This is a genomic window from Pseudomonas sp. LS.1a (assembly GCF_022533585.1).
Classification (GTDB): domain Bacteria; phylum Pseudomonadota; class Gammaproteobacteria; order Pseudomonadales; family Pseudomonadaceae; genus Aquipseudomonas.
In genome coordinates, this window is record NZ_CP092827.1 from 5460930 (window position 1) to 5476334 (window position 15405).

18 protein-coding genes are annotated in these 15405 nt (G+C 64.4%); 5 read left to right on the plus strand and 13 right to left on the minus strand.

Annotation, left to right across the window (positions count from 1 at the left end):
- Positions 1-121: 121 nt before the first annotated feature.
- Positions 122-610, plus strand: coding sequence for a substrate-binding periplasmic protein (locus tag MKK04_RS25130; RefSeq protein WP_207838171.1), 489 nt, complete (start codon positions 122-124; stop codon positions 608-610).
- Positions 611-732: 122 nt separating this feature from the next.
- Here MKK04_RS25130 and MKK04_RS25135 read toward each other — a convergent pair whose 3' ends face one another.
- Positions 733-1236, minus strand: coding sequence for a DUF523 domain-containing protein (locus MKK04_RS25135; RefSeq protein WP_233694050.1), 504 nt, complete (start codon positions 1234-1236; stop codon positions 733-735).
- Positions 1223-1855 carry a 2OG-Fe(II) oxygenase gene (locus MKK04_RS25140; protein ID WP_207837517.1) on the minus strand — a complete coding sequence of 211 codons (633 nt, stop codon included), beginning with the start codon at positions 1853-1855 and terminating at the stop codon, positions 1223-1225. Before MKK04_RS25140 ends, MKK04_RS25135 begins: the two co-directional genes overlap by 14 nt.
- A gap of 113 nt (positions 1856-1968) precedes the next feature.
- Between MKK04_RS25140 and MKK04_RS25145 the strand changes: the two genes are divergently transcribed.
- A complete protein-coding gene (locus MKK04_RS25145; RefSeq protein ID WP_063912124.1) occupies positions 1969-2721 on the plus strand; it encodes a DUF2059 domain-containing protein in 753 nt (250 codons plus the stop codon).
- Here the strand turns inward: MKK04_RS25145 and MKK04_RS25150 are convergent, their stop codons facing one another.
- Positions 2722-3648: an alpha/beta hydrolase gene (locus MKK04_RS25150; protein WP_241106076.1), complete on the minus strand. Its 927-nt coding sequence runs from the start codon at positions 3646-3648 to the stop codon at positions 2722-2724.
- 119 nt (positions 3649-3767) lie between these two features.
- On the opposite strand from MKK04_RS25150, the gene MKK04_RS25155 reads away from it, so the two are divergent.
- Positions 3768-4337 carry a DUF6436 domain-containing protein gene (locus tag MKK04_RS25155; protein ID WP_241106077.1) on the plus strand — a complete coding sequence of 190 codons (570 nt, stop codon included), beginning with the start codon at positions 3768-3770 and terminating at the stop codon, positions 4335-4337.
- Here the strand turns inward: MKK04_RS25155 and MKK04_RS25160 are convergent.
- Positions 4316-4882, minus strand: coding sequence for a sugar O-acetyltransferase (locus tag MKK04_RS25160; protein WP_087499796.1), 567 nt, complete (start codon positions 4880-4882; stop codon positions 4316-4318). The two genes, MKK04_RS25155 and MKK04_RS25160, sit on opposite strands and share 22 nt — an antisense overlap.
- A gap of 86 nt (positions 4883-4968) precedes the next feature.
- Here MKK04_RS25160 and MKK04_RS25165 point away from each other — a divergent pair, with 86 nt between their 5' ends.
- Both MKK04_RS25165 and MKK04_RS25170 read left to right on the plus strand, forming a co-directional pair.
- Positions 4969-7332 carry a penicillin acylase family protein gene (locus MKK04_RS25165; RefSeq protein WP_207837504.1) on the plus strand — a complete coding sequence of 788 codons (2364 nt, stop codon included), beginning with the start codon at positions 4969-4971 and terminating at the stop codon, positions 7330-7332.
- A 63-nt stretch (positions 7333-7395) separates the two neighbouring features.
- Complete coding sequence (locus tag MKK04_RS25170) at positions 7396-8214, plus strand: alpha/beta fold hydrolase (RefSeq protein WP_207837502.1); 819 nt, start codon at positions 7396-7398, stop codon at positions 8212-8214.
- Between the two features lie 129 nt (positions 8215-8343).
- On the opposite strand, the gene MKK04_RS25175 is transcribed toward MKK04_RS25170, so the two are convergent.
- From MKK04_RS25175 to MKK04_RS25215, 9 genes are all read right to left on the minus strand, one after another.
- Positions 8344-9216 carry a transporter substrate-binding domain-containing protein gene (locus MKK04_RS25175; RefSeq protein WP_207837500.1) on the minus strand — a complete coding sequence of 291 codons (873 nt, stop codon included), beginning with the start codon at positions 9214-9216 and terminating at the stop codon, positions 8344-8346.
- Entirely contained in the window at positions 9213-9986 is a 774-nt protein-coding gene (locus MKK04_RS25180) for an amino acid ABC transporter ATP-binding protein (protein ID WP_207837498.1), read from the minus strand. The genes MKK04_RS25175 and MKK04_RS25180 overlap by 4 nt, the downstream gene beginning before the upstream one ends.
- Complete coding sequence (locus tag MKK04_RS25185) at positions 9983-10642, minus strand: amino acid ABC transporter permease (protein ID WP_241106078.1); 660 nt, start codon at positions 10640-10642, stop codon at positions 9983-9985. Before MKK04_RS25185 ends, MKK04_RS25180 begins: the two co-directional genes overlap by 4 nt.
- A complete protein-coding gene (locus MKK04_RS25190) occupies positions 10623-11288 on the minus strand; it encodes an amino acid ABC transporter permease (protein WP_241106079.1) in 666 nt (221 codons plus the stop codon). The genes MKK04_RS25185 and MKK04_RS25190 overlap by 20 nt, the downstream gene beginning before the upstream one ends.
- A gap of 276 nt (positions 11289-11564) precedes the next feature.
- The gene (locus tag MKK04_RS25195) at positions 11565-12350 is read right to left on the minus strand and encodes a MetQ/NlpA family ABC transporter substrate-binding protein (protein ID WP_063912133.1); all 786 of its coding nucleotides are present in this window, start codon (positions 12348-12350) and stop codon (positions 11565-11567) included.
- Between the two features lie 175 nt (positions 12351-12525).
- Positions 12526-13356 carry a sigma 54-interacting transcriptional regulator gene (locus MKK04_RS25200; RefSeq protein ID WP_207837492.1) on the minus strand — a complete coding sequence of 277 codons (831 nt, stop codon included), beginning with the start codon at positions 13354-13356 and terminating at the stop codon, positions 12526-12528.
- Between the two features lie 64 nt (positions 13357-13420).
- Positions 13421-14002: an alpha/beta hydrolase gene (locus tag MKK04_RS25205; protein WP_207837490.1), complete on the minus strand. Its 582-nt coding sequence runs from the start codon at positions 14000-14002 to the stop codon at positions 13421-13423.
- 273 nt (positions 14003-14275) lie between these two features.
- Positions 14276-14677, minus strand: a complete 402-nt coding sequence (locus MKK04_RS25210) for an ExbD/TolR family protein (RefSeq protein WP_241106080.1) — start codon at positions 14675-14677, stop codon at positions 14276-14278.
- A gap of 1 nt (position 14678) precedes the next feature.
- Positions 14679-15398 (minus strand): MotA/TolQ/ExbB proton channel family protein, encoded by a 720-nt coding sequence (locus MKK04_RS25215; protein WP_063912137.1) that lies wholly within the window; start codon positions 15396-15398, stop codon positions 14679-14681.
- Between the last annotated feature and the right edge of the window lie 7 nt (positions 15399-15405).

Below are 15405 nucleotides of genomic sequence, written 5' to 3' on the forward strand. Positions count from 1 at the left end.
GAAATATTTCAATCAAGGTTAAACAATGCCGAGGCTTCAAGGTCATAGGCTGCGCTCGACCACGGCGAGGAAAAAAGCCGTGGCGAAGGTTATTCATTTGCCAAAGAAGAAAGGGGCTTTCATGCGTTCGACCATAGGGGTATTGCTGGCGGTACTGATCACGCCATTGGCTCAGGCCGAGCTGATAGATGAAATCGCCGACCGGGGCGAACTGCGCATCGCCGTGCAGGCCGACAACTCACCGTACGCCTTCAAGGAAAATGACCACCTGACCGGTTTCGAGATCGAGTTCGGCCAGGACCTGGCCAGGGAGCTGGACCTGCGCGCCGAGTTCATCGAAGCCCCTGCGACAGAGGTACTGCCCGGTGTCGAGAGTGGCAAGTACGACATCGCACTGACCCCGTCGAGCGAATCGCCCAAAGGTGACGGCCAGCTCGATGTAAGCCTGCCGTTTGGCGAGAAGCAGCTGGTGATCCCGTTCCAGAAGGACAACCCGGCGTTCGAGAGCGCGGTGAACAATGCACTGCAGCGGCTCAAGGACAGCGGACGGACTGCCGAGCTTGAGCAGAAGTGGTTCAAGGGTGTGCCAGAGACTGCGGACGGGCAATAGGATTTTTACTGCCTGTACCGGCCTCTTCGCGGGTGAACCCGCTCCCACAGGGACATCACAAGCCTTGAGGGCTGTGGAGAACCTGTGGGAGCGGGTTCACCCGCGAAGAGGCCGGTACAGGCTTAAGCTGAAAGCCCAGCCAGCGCCTGCTGTGCCTCGTCCAGCTCCAGCTCGCTGAACACCAGCACCCCCGCCCGCCGCAGCAATGCCGTGGTCACCCCTTCCCCCGCCACCTTCACACCACTGAACGTGCCGTCATAGGTCAACCGGTTGCCACACGAAGGGCTACCCGCCTTCAGCACCGCCACGCGAATGCCGTGCCGGCGCACCAGCTCCAGCGCCCGTTGCGCCCCGGCCAGGAACTCGGCGCTGACATCCTCGCCCGTCACCGTCAGCACCTGCGCGCCACCGTCGAGCACCTCACCACCCTGCCCGCCCGGTATCTCTGCCGGCGGCCGTGGTGTCGGCAAGCCACCGGCCACTTCCGGGCACAACGGCACCACGCGCCCTTCGGCCTGCCAATGCTGCAAAAGGTCGGGGTGGCCACTGGCGCGGCCGTCATAGCGCACTGGCTGCCCCAGCAGGCAGGCGCTGACCAGCACCTTGGGCAGGTCAGAACAGGTCATTGCCACGGCGCCGGAACCACCCGGTCAACGAAAGCCGCTCACGCCCGGCCGGCAGCACCTCATGGGGCACCTCGCCCGACAGGAACACTACCAGGCAGCCAGCCACCGGCTCGACATCATGCTCGACACCGTCCGCCAGGAACATGCGCAACTGGCCACCGTCCTGCGGCTGCCAGTCTTCATTCAGGTACAGCACCGCCGACACCATGCGCCGGTCATCGTCACGGAAGCGGTCCAGATGCCGGCGATAGAATGCCCCCGGTGGGTACAGGGCAAAATGGCACTCGAAATCCTCCAGGCCGAGGAACAGGCCCCGGTTGATGGCCTGGCGCAGTTGGTCCATGGCGGCCAGGTACTGGTCGCAGGCCTCGGCCTGACCGGGGTCGATCCACTGGATCTGGTCGCCGCGGATGGCCTCGCGTACCTCCTGGGCAGCACCGCGCCCAACCCCCGCGGGGTTGAGTTCGCCTTCGGCATCACGGCGCCGGCACTCGGCCGCCAGCGCGCGCACCAGGTCGGCAGGCAGAAACAGCGCCTGCTGGGACCAGCCATGGGTGGCCAGATCGTCGACGACGGCCGCAAGCATCGGGTGTTCAGGGGAGATGTGCATGGCGCGCATCATATCCATTAGCCATGCCGGCGCACAGCGCCACTTGGCCGAGAAGCACGCGGATATCTCGACAAACCGGCGCCCGGCCACGGACAATAGCCACCTGCCGACAGGAGTCCTGAATGCGCCGTCTGTTTTCCCTGATTCTGCTGATGATCTGCACCGTGCCTGTCTGGGCAGACAACCTGGATCAACTGTACAAGGCCGCCGGCTGGCCCGACCAGCGCGCCCATTTCAACGATGCCCTGACCGCCGCCCAGGAACGCTACCGCAACAGTTTGCCACCCGCCGTGTACCAGGCGCTGGTCAACAACAGCAACCAGCGTTTCCAGGCCCAGGCGGTGGACCGGCGTGCCCAGGCGCAGCTGCGCGCAACCTTGGCCAACCCGGCACCGGCGCTGGCCTTTTTCCGCTCGCCGCTGGGCCGCAAGGTGGTAGCCGCCGAGCTCAAGGCCACACGCAAGGATGAACTGGCCAGGAATGCCAAGGGCCTGCCGAAAATCCAGGCCAGCGACGACCGCCTGCTGATCATCGGCCACCTGGCCCAGGCTCTGCCGGCGCGCGAAGCCGGCGCCGAAGTGAGCCTGGCCATCGCTGGCGTGGCGGCCGATAGCCTCAGCTCGATGATCCCCGGCCTGTTCGGCAGCGGCCAGGCCCAGGGCCTGCTCGACGGCCAGCGCCAACGCCTGATGAACCAGATCGGCGAAGACCTCAACAACACCTTGCTGTATGTCTACCGTGACCTGTCCGATGCCGAGCTGGAAGAGTTCGCCACCTTTGCCGAGTCGCCAGATGGCAAGGCTTACTACCAGGCCGCCCTGGCCGCAGTGCGCGCAGGCCTGGCGGTTGGCCAGAGCACCAACGACCTGAAGTGATCAGCCCAGGCGCTGGTCGATGAAGTCGAAGTAGCGCTGGCGAATGCCCGGTAGCTCGTTGGCCAGGTGGTGACGGGCCTCAGGCAGCATCAATATCTGTGGCTCGGCAAACTTGGTCTTGAGTACTTCAAGGTTGTACGGCCAGTCCACTGTGCCATCCGCCTCTCCTTGCACGATCAACGGCCGCCGCGTACTGCGCGGCGCGGCCTCGATGCGCTTGACCCAGGCAATCAAGGCGCCCACCCAGGCCGTTGGCAGGCGGCGCGGTTGCAGCGGGTCGGCTTCCAGAAACGGCAGAAAGGCCGGGTCATTGGTGTTCTCGCTGAAACGCCGTTCGATGCCGTTCACGAAGTGACGCAGCACGCGATAGCTCAGCTTCGACCAGCGCCAGGCACAGGGCCGCACCAGCGGTGCCAACAGGATGACCTGGCCATCGATGGGGCTGCGCGCACCCTGGTTCAACAGGTGGTCCACGGCGATGGCGCCACCGGTGCTTTGCCCGCACAGGTGCCAGGGGCGCGGCAGTTGCAGCGTGCGCGCCTGTTCGAACAATGCCTCCAGCACCTGCTGGTACACCGCGAAATCACTGATGCTGGCCCGCTCGCCGCTGGACAGACCGTGGCCGGGCAGGTCGCAGCTGATCACGGCGAAACCCTGTTTGAGCGCCCAATCGATCACATGCCGGTAGAGGCCCATATGGTCGTAATAGCCGTGCAGCAGGAACAGCGTCGCGGTCGGCTGTTCGGGTAGCCAGACCTGCCCGACCAGGTCGAACCCGGCAGCCTGAAAGCCACCCAGCCAGCTATGTGCCGGCAGGTTCAGGCCATAGAAGCGCTGGTAGTCCTGCGCCTGCGCCGACAACGGCTGGCGAGCGGTCAGCGGCGCCAGGCTGGTGCGCAGGAGGTCAGGGTGAAAGGCAGCGGGCATCGGGTACATCCACAGTGAAGCAAGTATTGATCTGGGATATTCAGCTCTGGCTGGCGTCGTGGCAAGCTTGCTCACCTTCGAACCACCAGCACCGCTCCTACAGGGACCGCGGAAACTTCATGAAGACTCGGCTCATCAAACCGCTGTGCACGGCAATCACCCTTCTGGTCGGCGTGACCATCCTCTGGCAGGCCTACACCACCTTCCAGGCCCGCTACCTGCGACCGTTCGACAACCAGGCGACGCTGTTCGATGGTAGCCAGCTGCGACTGCCCACCGAACTGGCTGGCCCCGGCCCGATCCGGGTAGTGCATTTCTGGGACCCGGCCTGCCCGTGCAACGTCGGCAACCAGCAGCACCTGGGCGACCTGGTCAGCCAGTTCGCCAGCCAGGGCGTGATCTTCCACGTGCTGCAAAAGCCCGGCAGCCACGGCCAACTGCCCGCCAACCTCACCGCCCTCAAGCCACTCGCCGGCCTGCCCGGCAGCGAACACCTGCCCGCCTCCCCGGCGGTGGCTATCTGGGACCGGCAAGGCCACCTCGCCTACTTCGGCCCCTACAGTGAAGGCGCGGTGTGCAACGCCAGCAACAGCTTCATCGAACCGGTCCTCAAGGCGCTGCTCGACGGCCGCCAGGTGAGCGCCTCCAATACCCTGGCGGTGGGCTGCTACTGCTCTTGGGCCGGCTGACGCACCCGAGCCGGGTTGCCCACGACTACCGCGCCCGCCGGCACGTCACGGGTGACCACGCTACCGGCACCCACCACGGCGTTGTCACCGATGGTCACCCCCGGCAGGATGATCGCCGCGCCGCCGATCCACACATTGTTGCCGATGGTCACCGGCCGACCGCTCTCCAGCCCGGTGCGGCGCACCTCGGGGTCGAGCGGGTGGTCGGCGGTATAGATCTGCACGTTGGGGCCGATCTGGCAGTCGTCACCGATTCGCACCGGCAGCACGTCGAGGATCACGCAGCTGAAATTCATGAAGGTATTGCGGCCGACGCTGATGTTGTAGCCATAGTCGCAATAGAACGGCGGGCGGATCACCGCGCCTTCACCGACCTGGCCAAAGTGCTCTAGCAGCAGCCCGTGACGTGCGTCGTTGAGCAACTCGACACTGCTGTTGTAGCGGTGCATCCAGTGCTTGTTGGCGATCTGCTCGGCCTGCAGCTCGGGGCAGCCAGCGTGATAGAGCTGGCCTGTAAGCATTTTCTGTTTTTCGCTAAGGGACATGGAAACTCCTTCCTGGGGCTATGCTCTGTTCGCGAATCCGCCGATCATCGGACCACATTTTTCGCTTGAACGCACAAGGAGCCTGCATGAAGCGCAGCCTGACCCTGTTGGCCGTGGTAGTTGCCGTGGCCGCCGGCGCCGGATACTGGTATGTGCAGGGCAAGCTGCCACAACGCGAGGGCGAGGTGGCCATCGCCGGCCTGCAGGCCCCGGTCAGCGTGCGCTACGACGCCCGCGGCGTACCGCACCTGCAGGCGCAGAGCGAACCGGACCTGTACCGTGCCCTCGGTTACGTGCATGCCCAGGACCGGCTGTTCCAGATGGAGATCCTGCGCCGCCTTGCCCGGGGCGAGCTGGCCGAGGTGCTGGGTGACAAGCTGCTGCCCACCGACACCCTGTTCCGCAGCCTGCGCATTCGCGAGCAGGCAGCACTGATGGCCAAGCGTCAGGACCGGCAAGCGCCCGCCTGGCAAGCCCTGCAGGCCTACCTTGAGGGGGTGAACAGCTGGCAGGCCAGCCACCCCAAGCCCATGGAGTTCGACCTGCTGGGCATCACTGCGCGCCCGTTCAGCGCCGAAGACACCCTGAGCATCGCCGGCTACCTGGCCTACAGCTTTGCCGCCGCGTTTCGCACCGAGCCCGCGCTGACCTACATTCGCGACCAGTTGGGCCCCGAGTACCTGAACATCTTCGATCTCGCCTGGCAGCCCGAGGGCGCCTTGGGTACACCGCTGGCCGCTGCCGACTGGCAAAGCCTGGAAGCCCTCGCCCGCCTCAGCCATGAAGCACTGGGTGACGCGGGCATCCCGCAATTCGAGGGCAGTAACGCCTGGGCCGTGGCCGGTAGCCGTACCCGCAGTGGCAAGCCACTGCTGGCCGGCGACCCGCACATCGGTTTCGCGGTGCCGGCGGTGTGGTACGAGGCCGAGCTGTCGGCGCCCGGTTTCAACCTGTATGGCTACTTCCAGGCGCTCAACCCGTTCGCCCTGCTCGGCCACAACCGCGACTTTGGCTGGAGCCTGACCATGTTCCAGAACGACGACGTCGACCTGATCGCCGAACGCACCAACCCGGCCGACGCCAACCAGGTGATGGTCGATGGCAAATGGCAGGCGTTGGAGAAGACCGAGCAGCAGATCGCCGTCAAAGGCGAAGCACCGGTCACCCTCAGCCTGCGCCGCTCGCCCCACGGCCCGATCGTCAACGACGTGCTGGGCGCCACCGCCGGGCCCACGCCTATCGCCATGTGGTGGGCGTTCCTGGAAACCGAAAACCCGATTCTCGACGGTTTCTACCAGCTCAACCGCGCCAATACCCTGGGCAAGATGCGCGAGGCCGCGGCCAAGGTGCATGCGCCGGGGCTGAACCTGGTCTGGGCCAATGCCCGTGGCGATATCGGCTGGTGGGCGGCGGCGCAGTTGCCGATTCGCCCCGACGGCGTCGATCCCGCGTTCATCCTCGACGGTGGCAGTGCGCAGGCCGACAAGCTCGGCTTCTATCCATTCAGCGTCAACCCGCAACAGGAGAACCCGGCGCGCGGCTACATTGTCTCGGCCAACTACCAGCCGCCGGCGGTGGTGCCGGTACCGGGCTATTACAACCTGCCGGACCGTGGCCGCCAGCTCGACCGCCACCTGGCCGACCCCGAGGTGAAGTGGGACACCCAAAACAGCCAGGCGCTGCAACTGGACACTGCCAGCGACCATGGCCCGCGCACCCTTGCACCACTGCTGGCAACGCTACGTGCAGTGGCCGAAGGTGACGAAGAGAAAGAGCTGGTCGAGCAACTGGCAGCCTGGGGCGGCGACTACCCGCTCGACTCTACCAGCGCCACACTGTTCAACCAGTTCCTCTACGAACTGGCATTCGCGGCCCTGCATGACGAACTGGGCGACACCTGGTTCCCGGTGCTGATCAGCACCCGCGCCATCGACGCCGCCCTGCCGCGCCTGGCGGCGGATGCCGATTCGCCCTGGTGGAGCACTCGCGGAGGCAACCAGCGCACCGACCGTACCGCCGTGGTACGCACGGCGTGGCAGAACAGCTTGAAGCACCTGCGGGAGACTGTGGGCAGTGACCCGGCCAGCTGGCAGTGGGGCAAGGCGCATACCCTGACCCACAACCACCCGCTGGGGGTCAAAAAGCCGCTGAACCTGCTGTTCAACGTCGGCCCGTTCGCTGCACCGGGCACCCATGAAGTGCCGAACAACCTCTCGGCGAAAATCGGCCCGGCGCCATGGCCGGTGACCTATGGGCCGTCGACTCGGCGGCTGGTCGACTTTGCCGATGCCGGGCAGGCGCTGACCAGCAACCCGGTCGGCCAGAGTGGTGTGCCGTTCGACAGGCATTTTGCGGATCAGGCCGAAGGGTATGTGCAGGGGCAGTACCAGAAGGCGCAGATGGGGGTGATTCCGGCGCAGAGTACCTTGCGTCTGGTGCCAGTACCGTAGGGCTGCAAAGCGGCCCTCGACAATTTCGAATACCCTACAGCACTCCCGGCCGAGACCCATTCCATGCAAAGACACTTCATCGAAATCGACGGCGCCCGCATGAGCTACATCGACCAGGGCCAGGGTTTCCCGGTCCTGCTCGGCCACAGCTACCTGTGGTCCGCCGAGATGTGGCAGCCACAAATCGAGGCCTTGTCAGCACACTTCCGCGTCATCGTCCCCGAACTGTGGGGCCACGGCGGCTCCGATGCTCCGCCTGCCACGACCATCGACATGAGCGCCCTGGCCCGCCAGCATCTGGCACTGCTGGACGCCCTGGACATTGGCAAATGCCATTTGGTCGGCCTGTCGGTCGGCGGCATGTGGGGCGCGCAACTGGCCCTGGAACACCCCGAGCGGGTAGACCGCCTGGTGCTGATGGACACTTACCTCGGCGCCGAGCCGGAGGCGACCCGGCTCAAGTACTTCGGCCTGCTCGACGCCGCCAGTGCTGCGGGGCTGTTCCCGGAGCCATTGTTGGATATCGTCGTGCCGATCTTCTTCCATGCAGGCGGGCAGACTGTGCCGGAAGTGCGCGAAGGCTTCCGCGCAGCATTGAAGGCGAACAGCGCCGAGGTGATTCGGCACAGTCTCGATCCGATGGGGCGGGTGATCTTTGGCCGGCCAGACCTGTTGTCACGGCTGGGAGAACTGGCCAGTGAGCGGACCATCGTTGTCTGTGGCGACCAGGACATCCCACGGCCGCCGGAAGAGTCCAATGAAATGGCACGGATCATTGGCTGCCTGGCGGCGCAGATTCCGTTTGCGGGGCATATCTCCAGCCTGGAGAACCCGCGGGTGGTGAATGAATTCCTTTTGAACTGGCTGCCGCGCAACCAGTGATATTGCCGGGGCTGCCTTGCAGCCCTTGTGGGAGCGGGTTCACCCGCGAAGCAGGCAACTCGGTGTATGACACCGGCTTTGCCGGTGTTCGCGGGTGAACCCGCTCCCACAACGGCCCCATTTACCCGACTAACCCTGCCACTTGCCCCCTTCCACAATCACGCTTTCCGGCTTGGTGTCATCGCTCAGTTCCTTGCGTACATACTGGTCATACAGCTTCAGCAGAAACTTCTCCTCCCCCAGCTTGGCCAGCTCGGCATTCACCCAGTCACGCAGCTCGGTGTTGCCCTTCTTCACCGCCGGTGCAATCGGGGCTTCTTCACCCAGCAGCTCAGGCAGCACGCGGTAGCCCGGGTTCTGCTTGGCCCAGCTGAACAGAATCAGGTTGTCCTGTGCATAGGCATCGCCACGTCCGGTGGCCAGCGCTTGCAGCGACTCGCTGTTCTTCTCGAACTTGAGCAGTTTCCAGTCCGGATGGTTCTTGGTCAGCCAGATATCAGCGGTAGTGCCGGTGGTGACGATGATGGTCTTGTCGGCCAGGTCGTCGAGCTTCTGCACCGGGCTGCCATCCGCGACGATGGCCTGCACGGCAACGCGCAGGTTGGGGTTGGTGAAGTCCACCGCTTCCTTGCGCTCCGGGGTCACGGTCATGTTGGCGAGGATCAGGTCGACCTTGTCGCTCTGCAGGAACGGGATACGGCTGGCCGGCTCCACGGCAACGAACTCGACCTTGTTTTCATCGCCCAGCAGGTCCTTGGCCAGGCGCCGGCCAATGTCGGTGTCAAAGCCCACGTAGCGGCCCTTTTCATCGACGAAACCGAACGGTGGCTTGTCGGTGAACACCCCGACGATCAGCTTGTCACGGGCCTTGATGGTTTCCAGGTAGCTGGTGGACGGCGAGGCCGCCGCGGGCTTGGGTGGTTCTTCAGCCTTGTTGCAGCCGGCCAGCAGGGCCAGGCCGAACAGCGGCACCAGCAGTTTGGTGAGGTTGGCAGTTTTCATGACAGTTCCTTGTGCAGTGTCTTCGGCAGGCTTTCTACGAAGGAGAATTTCTCCAGGAACTGCTGCGCGCGTGCGGTCCGCGGTCGGGTGAAGAAGCTCTCGGGGTCACCCTGTTCAAGGACCCTGCCGGCCTCCATGAACACGATGCGGTCGGCCACCGCGCGAGCGAAGGCCATTTCGTGGGTAACGATGAGCAAGGTCATACCGTCGCGGGCCAGGCCCTGGATCACCTGCAGCACCTCCTTGACCATTTCCGGGTCGAGGGCCGCGGTAACCTCGTCGAACAGCATCACCTCGGGGTTCATGCACAGCGAGCGCACGATGGCGATGCGCTGTTGCTGGCCCCCGGACAACTGCCGGGGAAAGGCGTCGCGCTTGTCCAGCAGGCCGACCCGCGCCAACAGCGCCTCGGCCTGGGCCTGCGCTTCGGCGCGCTCGCGCTTTTGCACCTTGAGCGGGCCAAGCAGCAGGTTGTCGATCACGCTCATGTGGCCGAACAGGTGATAGCTCTGGAACACCATGCCGACCCGCTGGCGGATTTCGCGCCAATCGGTGCGCGGATCGAGCAGCTCCTGCCCGGCCAGGCGCAAGTGGCCGCCGTGGGCCTGCTCCAGGCCGTTGAGGCAGCGCAGCAGCGTGCTTTTGCCACAGCCGCTGGGGCCGAGAATGACCACCACCTCGCCGGCCGCCACCTGGAGGTCGACGTCCTTGAGCACCTGGTGCTCGCCAAAGAACTTGTTGAAACCCTGGAATTCGATCAATGCGCTCATGAGTGGGCCCAGCGGCGTTCCAGCACGCGTGAAGCGGCGGACAGCGGATAACAGACGATGAAGAAGAACAGGAACAAGGCACCGTAGATCAGCACCGACTCGTAGGTGCGTTCGATGATCTGCTGGCCGGCCTTGATCACCTCGACCACGCCGATCAGCACCGCCAGCGAGCTGGTCTTGATGATTCGCGTGTAGATGTTGATGGTCGGCGGGGTCATGCGCTTGAGCGCCTGTGGCAACAGCACGTAGCCATACAGCTGCCAGCAGGCCAGGCCGATCGACAGCCCCGCCTCGCGCTGGCCGCGCGGCAGCGAACGTAGCGCGCCTCGCACCACCTCACCCACCTCGCTGGCGCCCCACAGGCCCAGCACCAGCACCGCGCACCAGAAGCTGGGGATGCTCAGGGCAAAGAAGATCGGCAGGCCGAAGAACACCAGGTACAGCCAGACCAGCACCGGGATGGCACGGAACAGTTCCAGGTACACCTGCAAGGCGATATTCAGGGCCCGGTTGCCCAAGGTTGCCAACACACCATAAAGCACACCGCCCAGCGTCGCGAAGAGGATGCCCAGCGCGGAGATGGCCAGGGTCTGCGCCGCACCGCCTGCCAGCTGCGGCAACGCCTGCAACAGCAGTTCAGACGCCGAACTGGGCATGTTGCAGCCTCCTTTCGACATGGCGCAGCAGCAACGACAGCGGCAGGAACAGCAGCACGCAGAGCAGGGTCAGCACGGTGAGCATTTCATAGGTCTTGTAGTACAGCGCGATGTAGTTCTTGGTGGTGTAGAGGATTTCCGGCACGGCCACCGCCGACACCACGGTGGTTTCCTTGAGCAGGAAGATAAAGTTGGCGAACAGCGCCGGCAGGCTGAGGATGCCGGCCTGCGGCAGCACCACGTGGCGCAGCAGCTGGCCTTCGGACAGGCCGATGGAGCGCCCGGACTCCAGCTGGGCACGGGGCACGGCCTCGATGCCGGCGCGCAGCACTTCGGTCAGGTAGGCACCGCCCATGAAAGTCATGGTGATGATTGCCGCGGCAAAGCCGGAAATCTTCAGGCCCAGGCTGGGCAAGGCGAAGTAGACGAAGAACAGCTGGATCAGCAGCGGCGTGTTGCGCGCCAGCTCCACGTAGGCTTTTACCAGGCGCCACAGGTACGGGGTGCGCAATACCAGCAGTGTGGCGTTGACCAGGGCGACCAGCAGCGAGGTGACGATGGCGATCAGGCCGACCTGCAGGGTCACGCCCACTGCCTTGAGGAAGGCGGGCAGCGTGCTGAGGATGAATGCGGTGTCGAGGGTCATGGGTAAAGCAGGTCTGCAGGGTGCGCGTGGGCACGATAGATAGACTCTAATGATCTAAAAACTTTTTAGTAAATACCTTTATAGAATATTCATATCACCGAGACGTCACGCAGTACCCTGTGGGAGCGGGCGCGCCCGCGAACACCGGCGTAGCCGGTGCCATCCACCGCGTCGCCTGCTTCGCGGGCGAGCCCGCTCCCACAGGGTACTGCGCCCACAAGCAAAAACGCCGACACATGGTGTCGGCGTTGGGTCATGCAAGGTAATGCAAGCGCATCAGAACGCCGGCAGCACCGCACCCTGATACTTCTTGGCGATGAATTCCTTCACTTGCGGGCTGGTCAGGGCCTTGGCCAGTTTCTGGATGGCTTCGCTATCCTTGTTGTCCGGGCGGGCGACCAGGAAGTTCACGTATGGCGAGTCGCTGCCTTCGATCACCAGCGCGTCCTTGGCCGGGTTCAGGCCGGCTTCCAGAGCGTAGTTGGTGTTGATCATGTCCAGGTCGACCTGGTCCAGCACACGCGGCAGCATGGCCGACTCAAGCTCGCGGAACTTCAGCTTCTTCGGGTTCTCGGCGATGTCCTTGGGGGTGGCCAGGGCGTTCTTCGGATCCTTCAGGGTGATCAGGCCAGCCTTCTGCAACAACAGCAGGGCGCGGCCGCTGTTGCTGCCCTCGTTAGGGATGGCAACGGTGGCGCCTTCCTTCAGTTCGCTCAGGCTCTTGACCTTCTTCGAGTAACCACCGAAGGGTTCGACGTGCACGCCGATCACGGTATCCAGGTGGGTGCCCTTGCCTTCGTTGAAGTTCTGCAGGTACGGCAGGGTCTGGAAGTAGTTGGCGTCCAGGCGCTTCTGGTCAACCTGCACGTTCGGCTGCACGTAGTCGGTGAAGACCTTGATCTGCAGGTCCACACCTTCCTTGGCCAGGGTCGGCTTGATCAGCTCGAGGATTTCGGCGTGCGGTACCGGGGTGGCGGCAACTACCAGTTTCTCGGCGGCGGCAGCCAGGCCGGCGAACGACAGGGCAGCGGCCAGGGCAGTGGTCAGCAGGGTCTTCTTCATGGTGGTCCTTGTTCTGGTTCTGGGCCATCGACGATGGCGAATCGGGTGCCCAACCGGTTCACCAGCGGGCGTGAGGCGGACAATACCTAGATTTTTTATTCCGTAACAATATCTTTTATTTAGCTGCTTATTCCAAAAACAGACTGCCATCAGCCACGTTGCTTATGAGCCATGTCTAGCGCGCGGGGTCGGGCAGGTCGAGGTCCTCGGCCAGGATCTCTTCGCCGTCATTCACCAGCAAGGCGAAGTGGATGACGTTCTCCAGTTCACGGGTGTTGCCGGGCCAGGGGTGCGCCTCCAGAACCTGCTGCGCCGCCTCGCTCACCAGCGGCACAGGCCGCTGCAGGCGCACGCTGTAGATGCCCACGAAGTACTCGGCCAACGGCAGGATATCGCCCGGCCGCTCGCGCAGCGGCGGCAGTTCCAGCGCCCCCTCGCGCAGGTACTGGTACAGGCGCTCGTTGAAACGCCCCGCACGCACCACCCGCGCCAGGTCGATACTGGTGGCGGCCACCAGGCGCACGTCCACTGGTTGCGGCTGTTGCGCGCCCACCCGGGTTACCTCGCGGTTTTCCAGGGCGGCCAGCAGCTTGCCCTGGATGGCAAGCGGCAAGTCGGCGATTTCGTCCAGGTACAACGTGCCGCCGTTTGCCGAGCCGAACCAGCCGGCACGGCTGCTGGCTGTACCGCCCTGGCTGCCGGCGCTGTAGCCGAACAGCTCGGCATCGGCATAGGTAGGGCTGATGCCTGCGCAGTTGACCGACACGAACAGCCCGCTGCGGTCGCTGGCCCGGTGGATCTGCCGGGCCAGCAGTTCCTTGCCGGTGCCGGTTTCGCCACGGATCAGCACCGGCAGGGGTTGCGGCGCCAGCTGCTCCAGCTCTGCGCGCAACTGCTGCGAACGCGGGTCGATGAACACCAGCGCCTTGGCGCGGATGCTCAACGGGCTCTTGTCCAGCTCGGGGAAGGTCAGCAAGGGCTGGCCAAAGGGGTTTTGAAAAGTCATGACGAACTCCCGCCCCAGGCCTGCAGTGGCCGGGCGTCAGGCAAACGGTAAACAGTAAGGGCGATCAGGCGCGGCGTAGTGCGCGCTGCTCGACCCGGCTTTGCAAGCGATACAGGTAGGCGAAGCCTTGTTCCCAGCGCTCATGGCCGGACTTGACGTTGATATGCCCGGCGTTGGTCAGCAGCCCTGCTTCGGCGCCCCATACCTGGGCCAGGTACAGCGCCCTTGGCACGCTCACGGCCGGGTCGTTGTCGGAGCTGACCACCTGGCTTGGGAACGGCAGTGCCTCGGTCGGGATCGGCGCGAAGTTGCGCAGGGCTGGCGCGCAGGTCGGCCGCTCTACATCAGCGGGTGCCACCAGTAGCGCGCCGCGTACACGCCGCAGCAGGGCCGGGCTGGCTTGCGCGGCCCAATGAGCGACGGTGATGCAACCCAGGCTGTGGGCGATCAGAATCACCGGCGAGCGCTCGGCGGCAATCGCCTGCTCCAGCGCTTGCACCCAGTCCCGGCGTTGCGGGGTCAGCCAGTCGTGCTGCTCGACCCGGGCACTGTTGGGCAGGGTGCGCTGCCAGTGACTCTGCCAATGGTTGTCTGGCGATCCTTGCCAGCCCGGCACAATCAGGTAGCGAATCGACTCATTGCGCATGGGGACGCCTCCAGTGAGTTTGCGTGCTTGGAGACAAGTATAGGGAGGGAGTTATATCAGTAAAGGAATAAGAAGCTATTTGTTAATAACTAAAATGCAATCCCTGTGGGAGCGGGTTTACCCGCGAATGCGTCGGTGGCGCCTACGTCGCATTCGCGGGTAAACCCGCTCCCACAGGGGGCATCGATATCAATGAAATCCAGGCAAAAAAAGGGGCCATCCCCTGCCAAGAGATATGGCCCCTAAGCACTTGCCTGAAGAGAAGTGGCAGGTTTAGCGCGCGGTAATCACCGCCAGCTTGCTGATCCCCGCACGTTCGATAGCCGCCATGGCCCGCGCCACTTCGCCGTAGTTCACGCCGTCATCAGCCTGCAGCTGTACACGCACGTCCGCGTCCTTGTCCTTGGCAGCCTTGAGGCTGGTTTCCAGCAGGTCGGGCTGGATCTCGTCCTTGTTGATGAACAACTTGCCGTCACCATCGATGCTGACCACCAGCGGGTCCTTCTGCTCCACCGGGGCCACGGCCTCGGTCTTGGGCAGGTTGATGGGGATGGCATTGGTCAGCAGCGGCGCAGTGACGATGAATACCACCAGCAGCACCAGCATGACGTCCACCAACGGCGTGACGTTGATTTCACTGAGGACTTCGTCGCTATCCTGGGTCGAAAAGGCCATGTCAGGACGCCTCCTTCACCGGCTGGGTGAAGCCGGCCTGGGGCCTGTGCACCGCCGGGTGCACCAGCACGCGGAAGGCACTCTTCTGCGCCAGGCTGTAGAAGTCGTGGGCGAAGTCATCGAGGTCGGCGGCAGTCAGCTTGAGGCGGCGCAGGAAGTAGTTGTAGACCAGCACCGCCGGCACCGCGACGGCGATACCCACGCCGGTGGCCACCAGTGCCGCGCCAATCGGCCCGGCCACGGTTTCCAGGCTGGCGGAGCCGGCCGCGCTGATGCCCTTGAGCGCTTCCATGATGCCCCACACGGTGCCGAACAGGCCGATGAAGGGCGAGGTGCTGCCGATACTGGCGACCACCGCCAGGCCGGTTTCCAGCGAGCGGCGCTCACGCACGATCTGCTGGCGCAGGGCACGCTCCAGGCGGTCCTGGTGGTTGATGGCGTGGCTCAGGTCGTTGGCCTGGCTGTCACCGACGGCGATGGCAGCGTAACCGGCCTGGGCAACGCGTGCGGCCGGGCCAGGCAGTTCGTGGCTGGGCTCGGCAGCCGAGTCCAGGCTCGAGGCGGCCCAGAATTGCTGGTGGAAGCGCTTGTCCTGATGCTTCAGCCGCACGAACTGCACGACCTTGACCAGGGCCAGGCCCCAGGTGACGACAGAAAAACCGACCAGCAGCCAGATGACTGCGCTTTCAACGGATTCGAGGGGGGATGCCAGCAGGCTCATGATGATG

What these genes read in the sequence shown, in the direction of transcription:
- MKK04_RS25130 (WP_207838171.1), top strand. Translation starts at nt 122, where the DNA reads ATGCGTTCGACCATAGGGGTATTGCTGGCGGTACTGATCACGCCATTG.
- MKK04_RS25135 (WP_233694050.1), bottom strand. Translation starts at nt 1,236, where the DNA reads ATGACCTGTTCTGACCTGCCCAAGGTGCTGGTCAGCGCCTGCCTGCTG.
- MKK04_RS25140 (WP_207837517.1), bottom strand. Translation starts at nt 1,855, where the DNA reads ATGCGCGCCATGCACATCTCCCCTGAACACCCGATGCTTGCGGCCGTC.
- MKK04_RS25145 (WP_063912124.1), top strand. Translation starts at nt 1,969, where the DNA reads ATGCGCCGTCTGTTTTCCCTGATTCTGCTGATGATCTGCACCGTGCCT.
- MKK04_RS25150 (WP_241106076.1), bottom strand. Translation starts at nt 3,648, where the DNA reads ATGCCCGCTGCCTTTCACCCTGACCTCCTGCGCACCAGCCTGGCGCCG.
- MKK04_RS25155 (WP_241106077.1), top strand. Translation starts at nt 3,768, where the DNA reads ATGAAGACTCGGCTCATCAAACCGCTGTGCACGGCAATCACCCTTCTG.
- MKK04_RS25160 (WP_087499796.1), bottom strand. Translation starts at nt 4,882, where the DNA reads ATGTCCCTTAGCGAAAAACAGAAAATGCTTACAGGCCAGCTCTATCAC.
- MKK04_RS25165 (WP_207837504.1), top strand. Translation starts at nt 4,969, where the DNA reads ATGAAGCGCAGCCTGACCCTGTTGGCCGTGGTAGTTGCCGTGGCCGCC.
- MKK04_RS25170 (WP_207837502.1), top strand. Translation starts at nt 7,396, where the DNA reads ATGCAAAGACACTTCATCGAAATCGACGGCGCCCGCATGAGCTACATC.
- MKK04_RS25175 (WP_207837500.1), bottom strand. Translation starts at nt 9,216, where the DNA reads ATGAAAACTGCCAACCTCACCAAACTGCTGGTGCCGCTGTTCGGCCTG.
- MKK04_RS25180 (WP_207837498.1), bottom strand. Translation starts at nt 9,986, where the DNA reads ATGAGCGCATTGATCGAATTCCAGGGTTTCAACAAGTTCTTTGGCGAG.
- MKK04_RS25185 (WP_241106078.1), bottom strand. Translation starts at nt 10,642, where the DNA reads ATGCCCAGTTCGGCGTCTGAACTGCTGTTGCAGGCGTTGCCGCAGCTG.
- MKK04_RS25190 (WP_241106079.1), bottom strand. Translation starts at nt 11,288, where the DNA reads ATGACCCTCGACACCGCATTCATCCTCAGCACGCTGCCCGCCTTCCTC.
- MKK04_RS25195 (WP_063912133.1), bottom strand. Translation starts at nt 12,350, where the DNA reads ATGAAGAAGACCCTGCTGACCACTGCCCTGGCCGCTGCCCTGTCGTTC.
- MKK04_RS25200 (WP_207837492.1), bottom strand. Translation starts at nt 13,356, where the DNA reads ATGACTTTTCAAAACCCCTTTGGCCAGCCCTTGCTGACCTTCCCCGAG.
- MKK04_RS25205 (WP_207837490.1), bottom strand. Translation starts at nt 14,002, where the DNA reads ATGCGCAATGAGTCGATTCGCTACCTGATTGTGCCGGGCTGGCAAGGA.
- MKK04_RS25210 (WP_241106080.1), bottom strand. Translation starts at nt 14,677, where the DNA reads ATGGCCTTTTCGACCCAGGATAGCGACGAAGTCCTCAGTGAAATCAAC.
- MKK04_RS25215 (WP_063912137.1), bottom strand. Translation starts at nt 15,398, where the DNA reads ATGAGCCTGCTGGCATCCCCCCTCGAATCCGTTGAAAGCGCAGTCATC.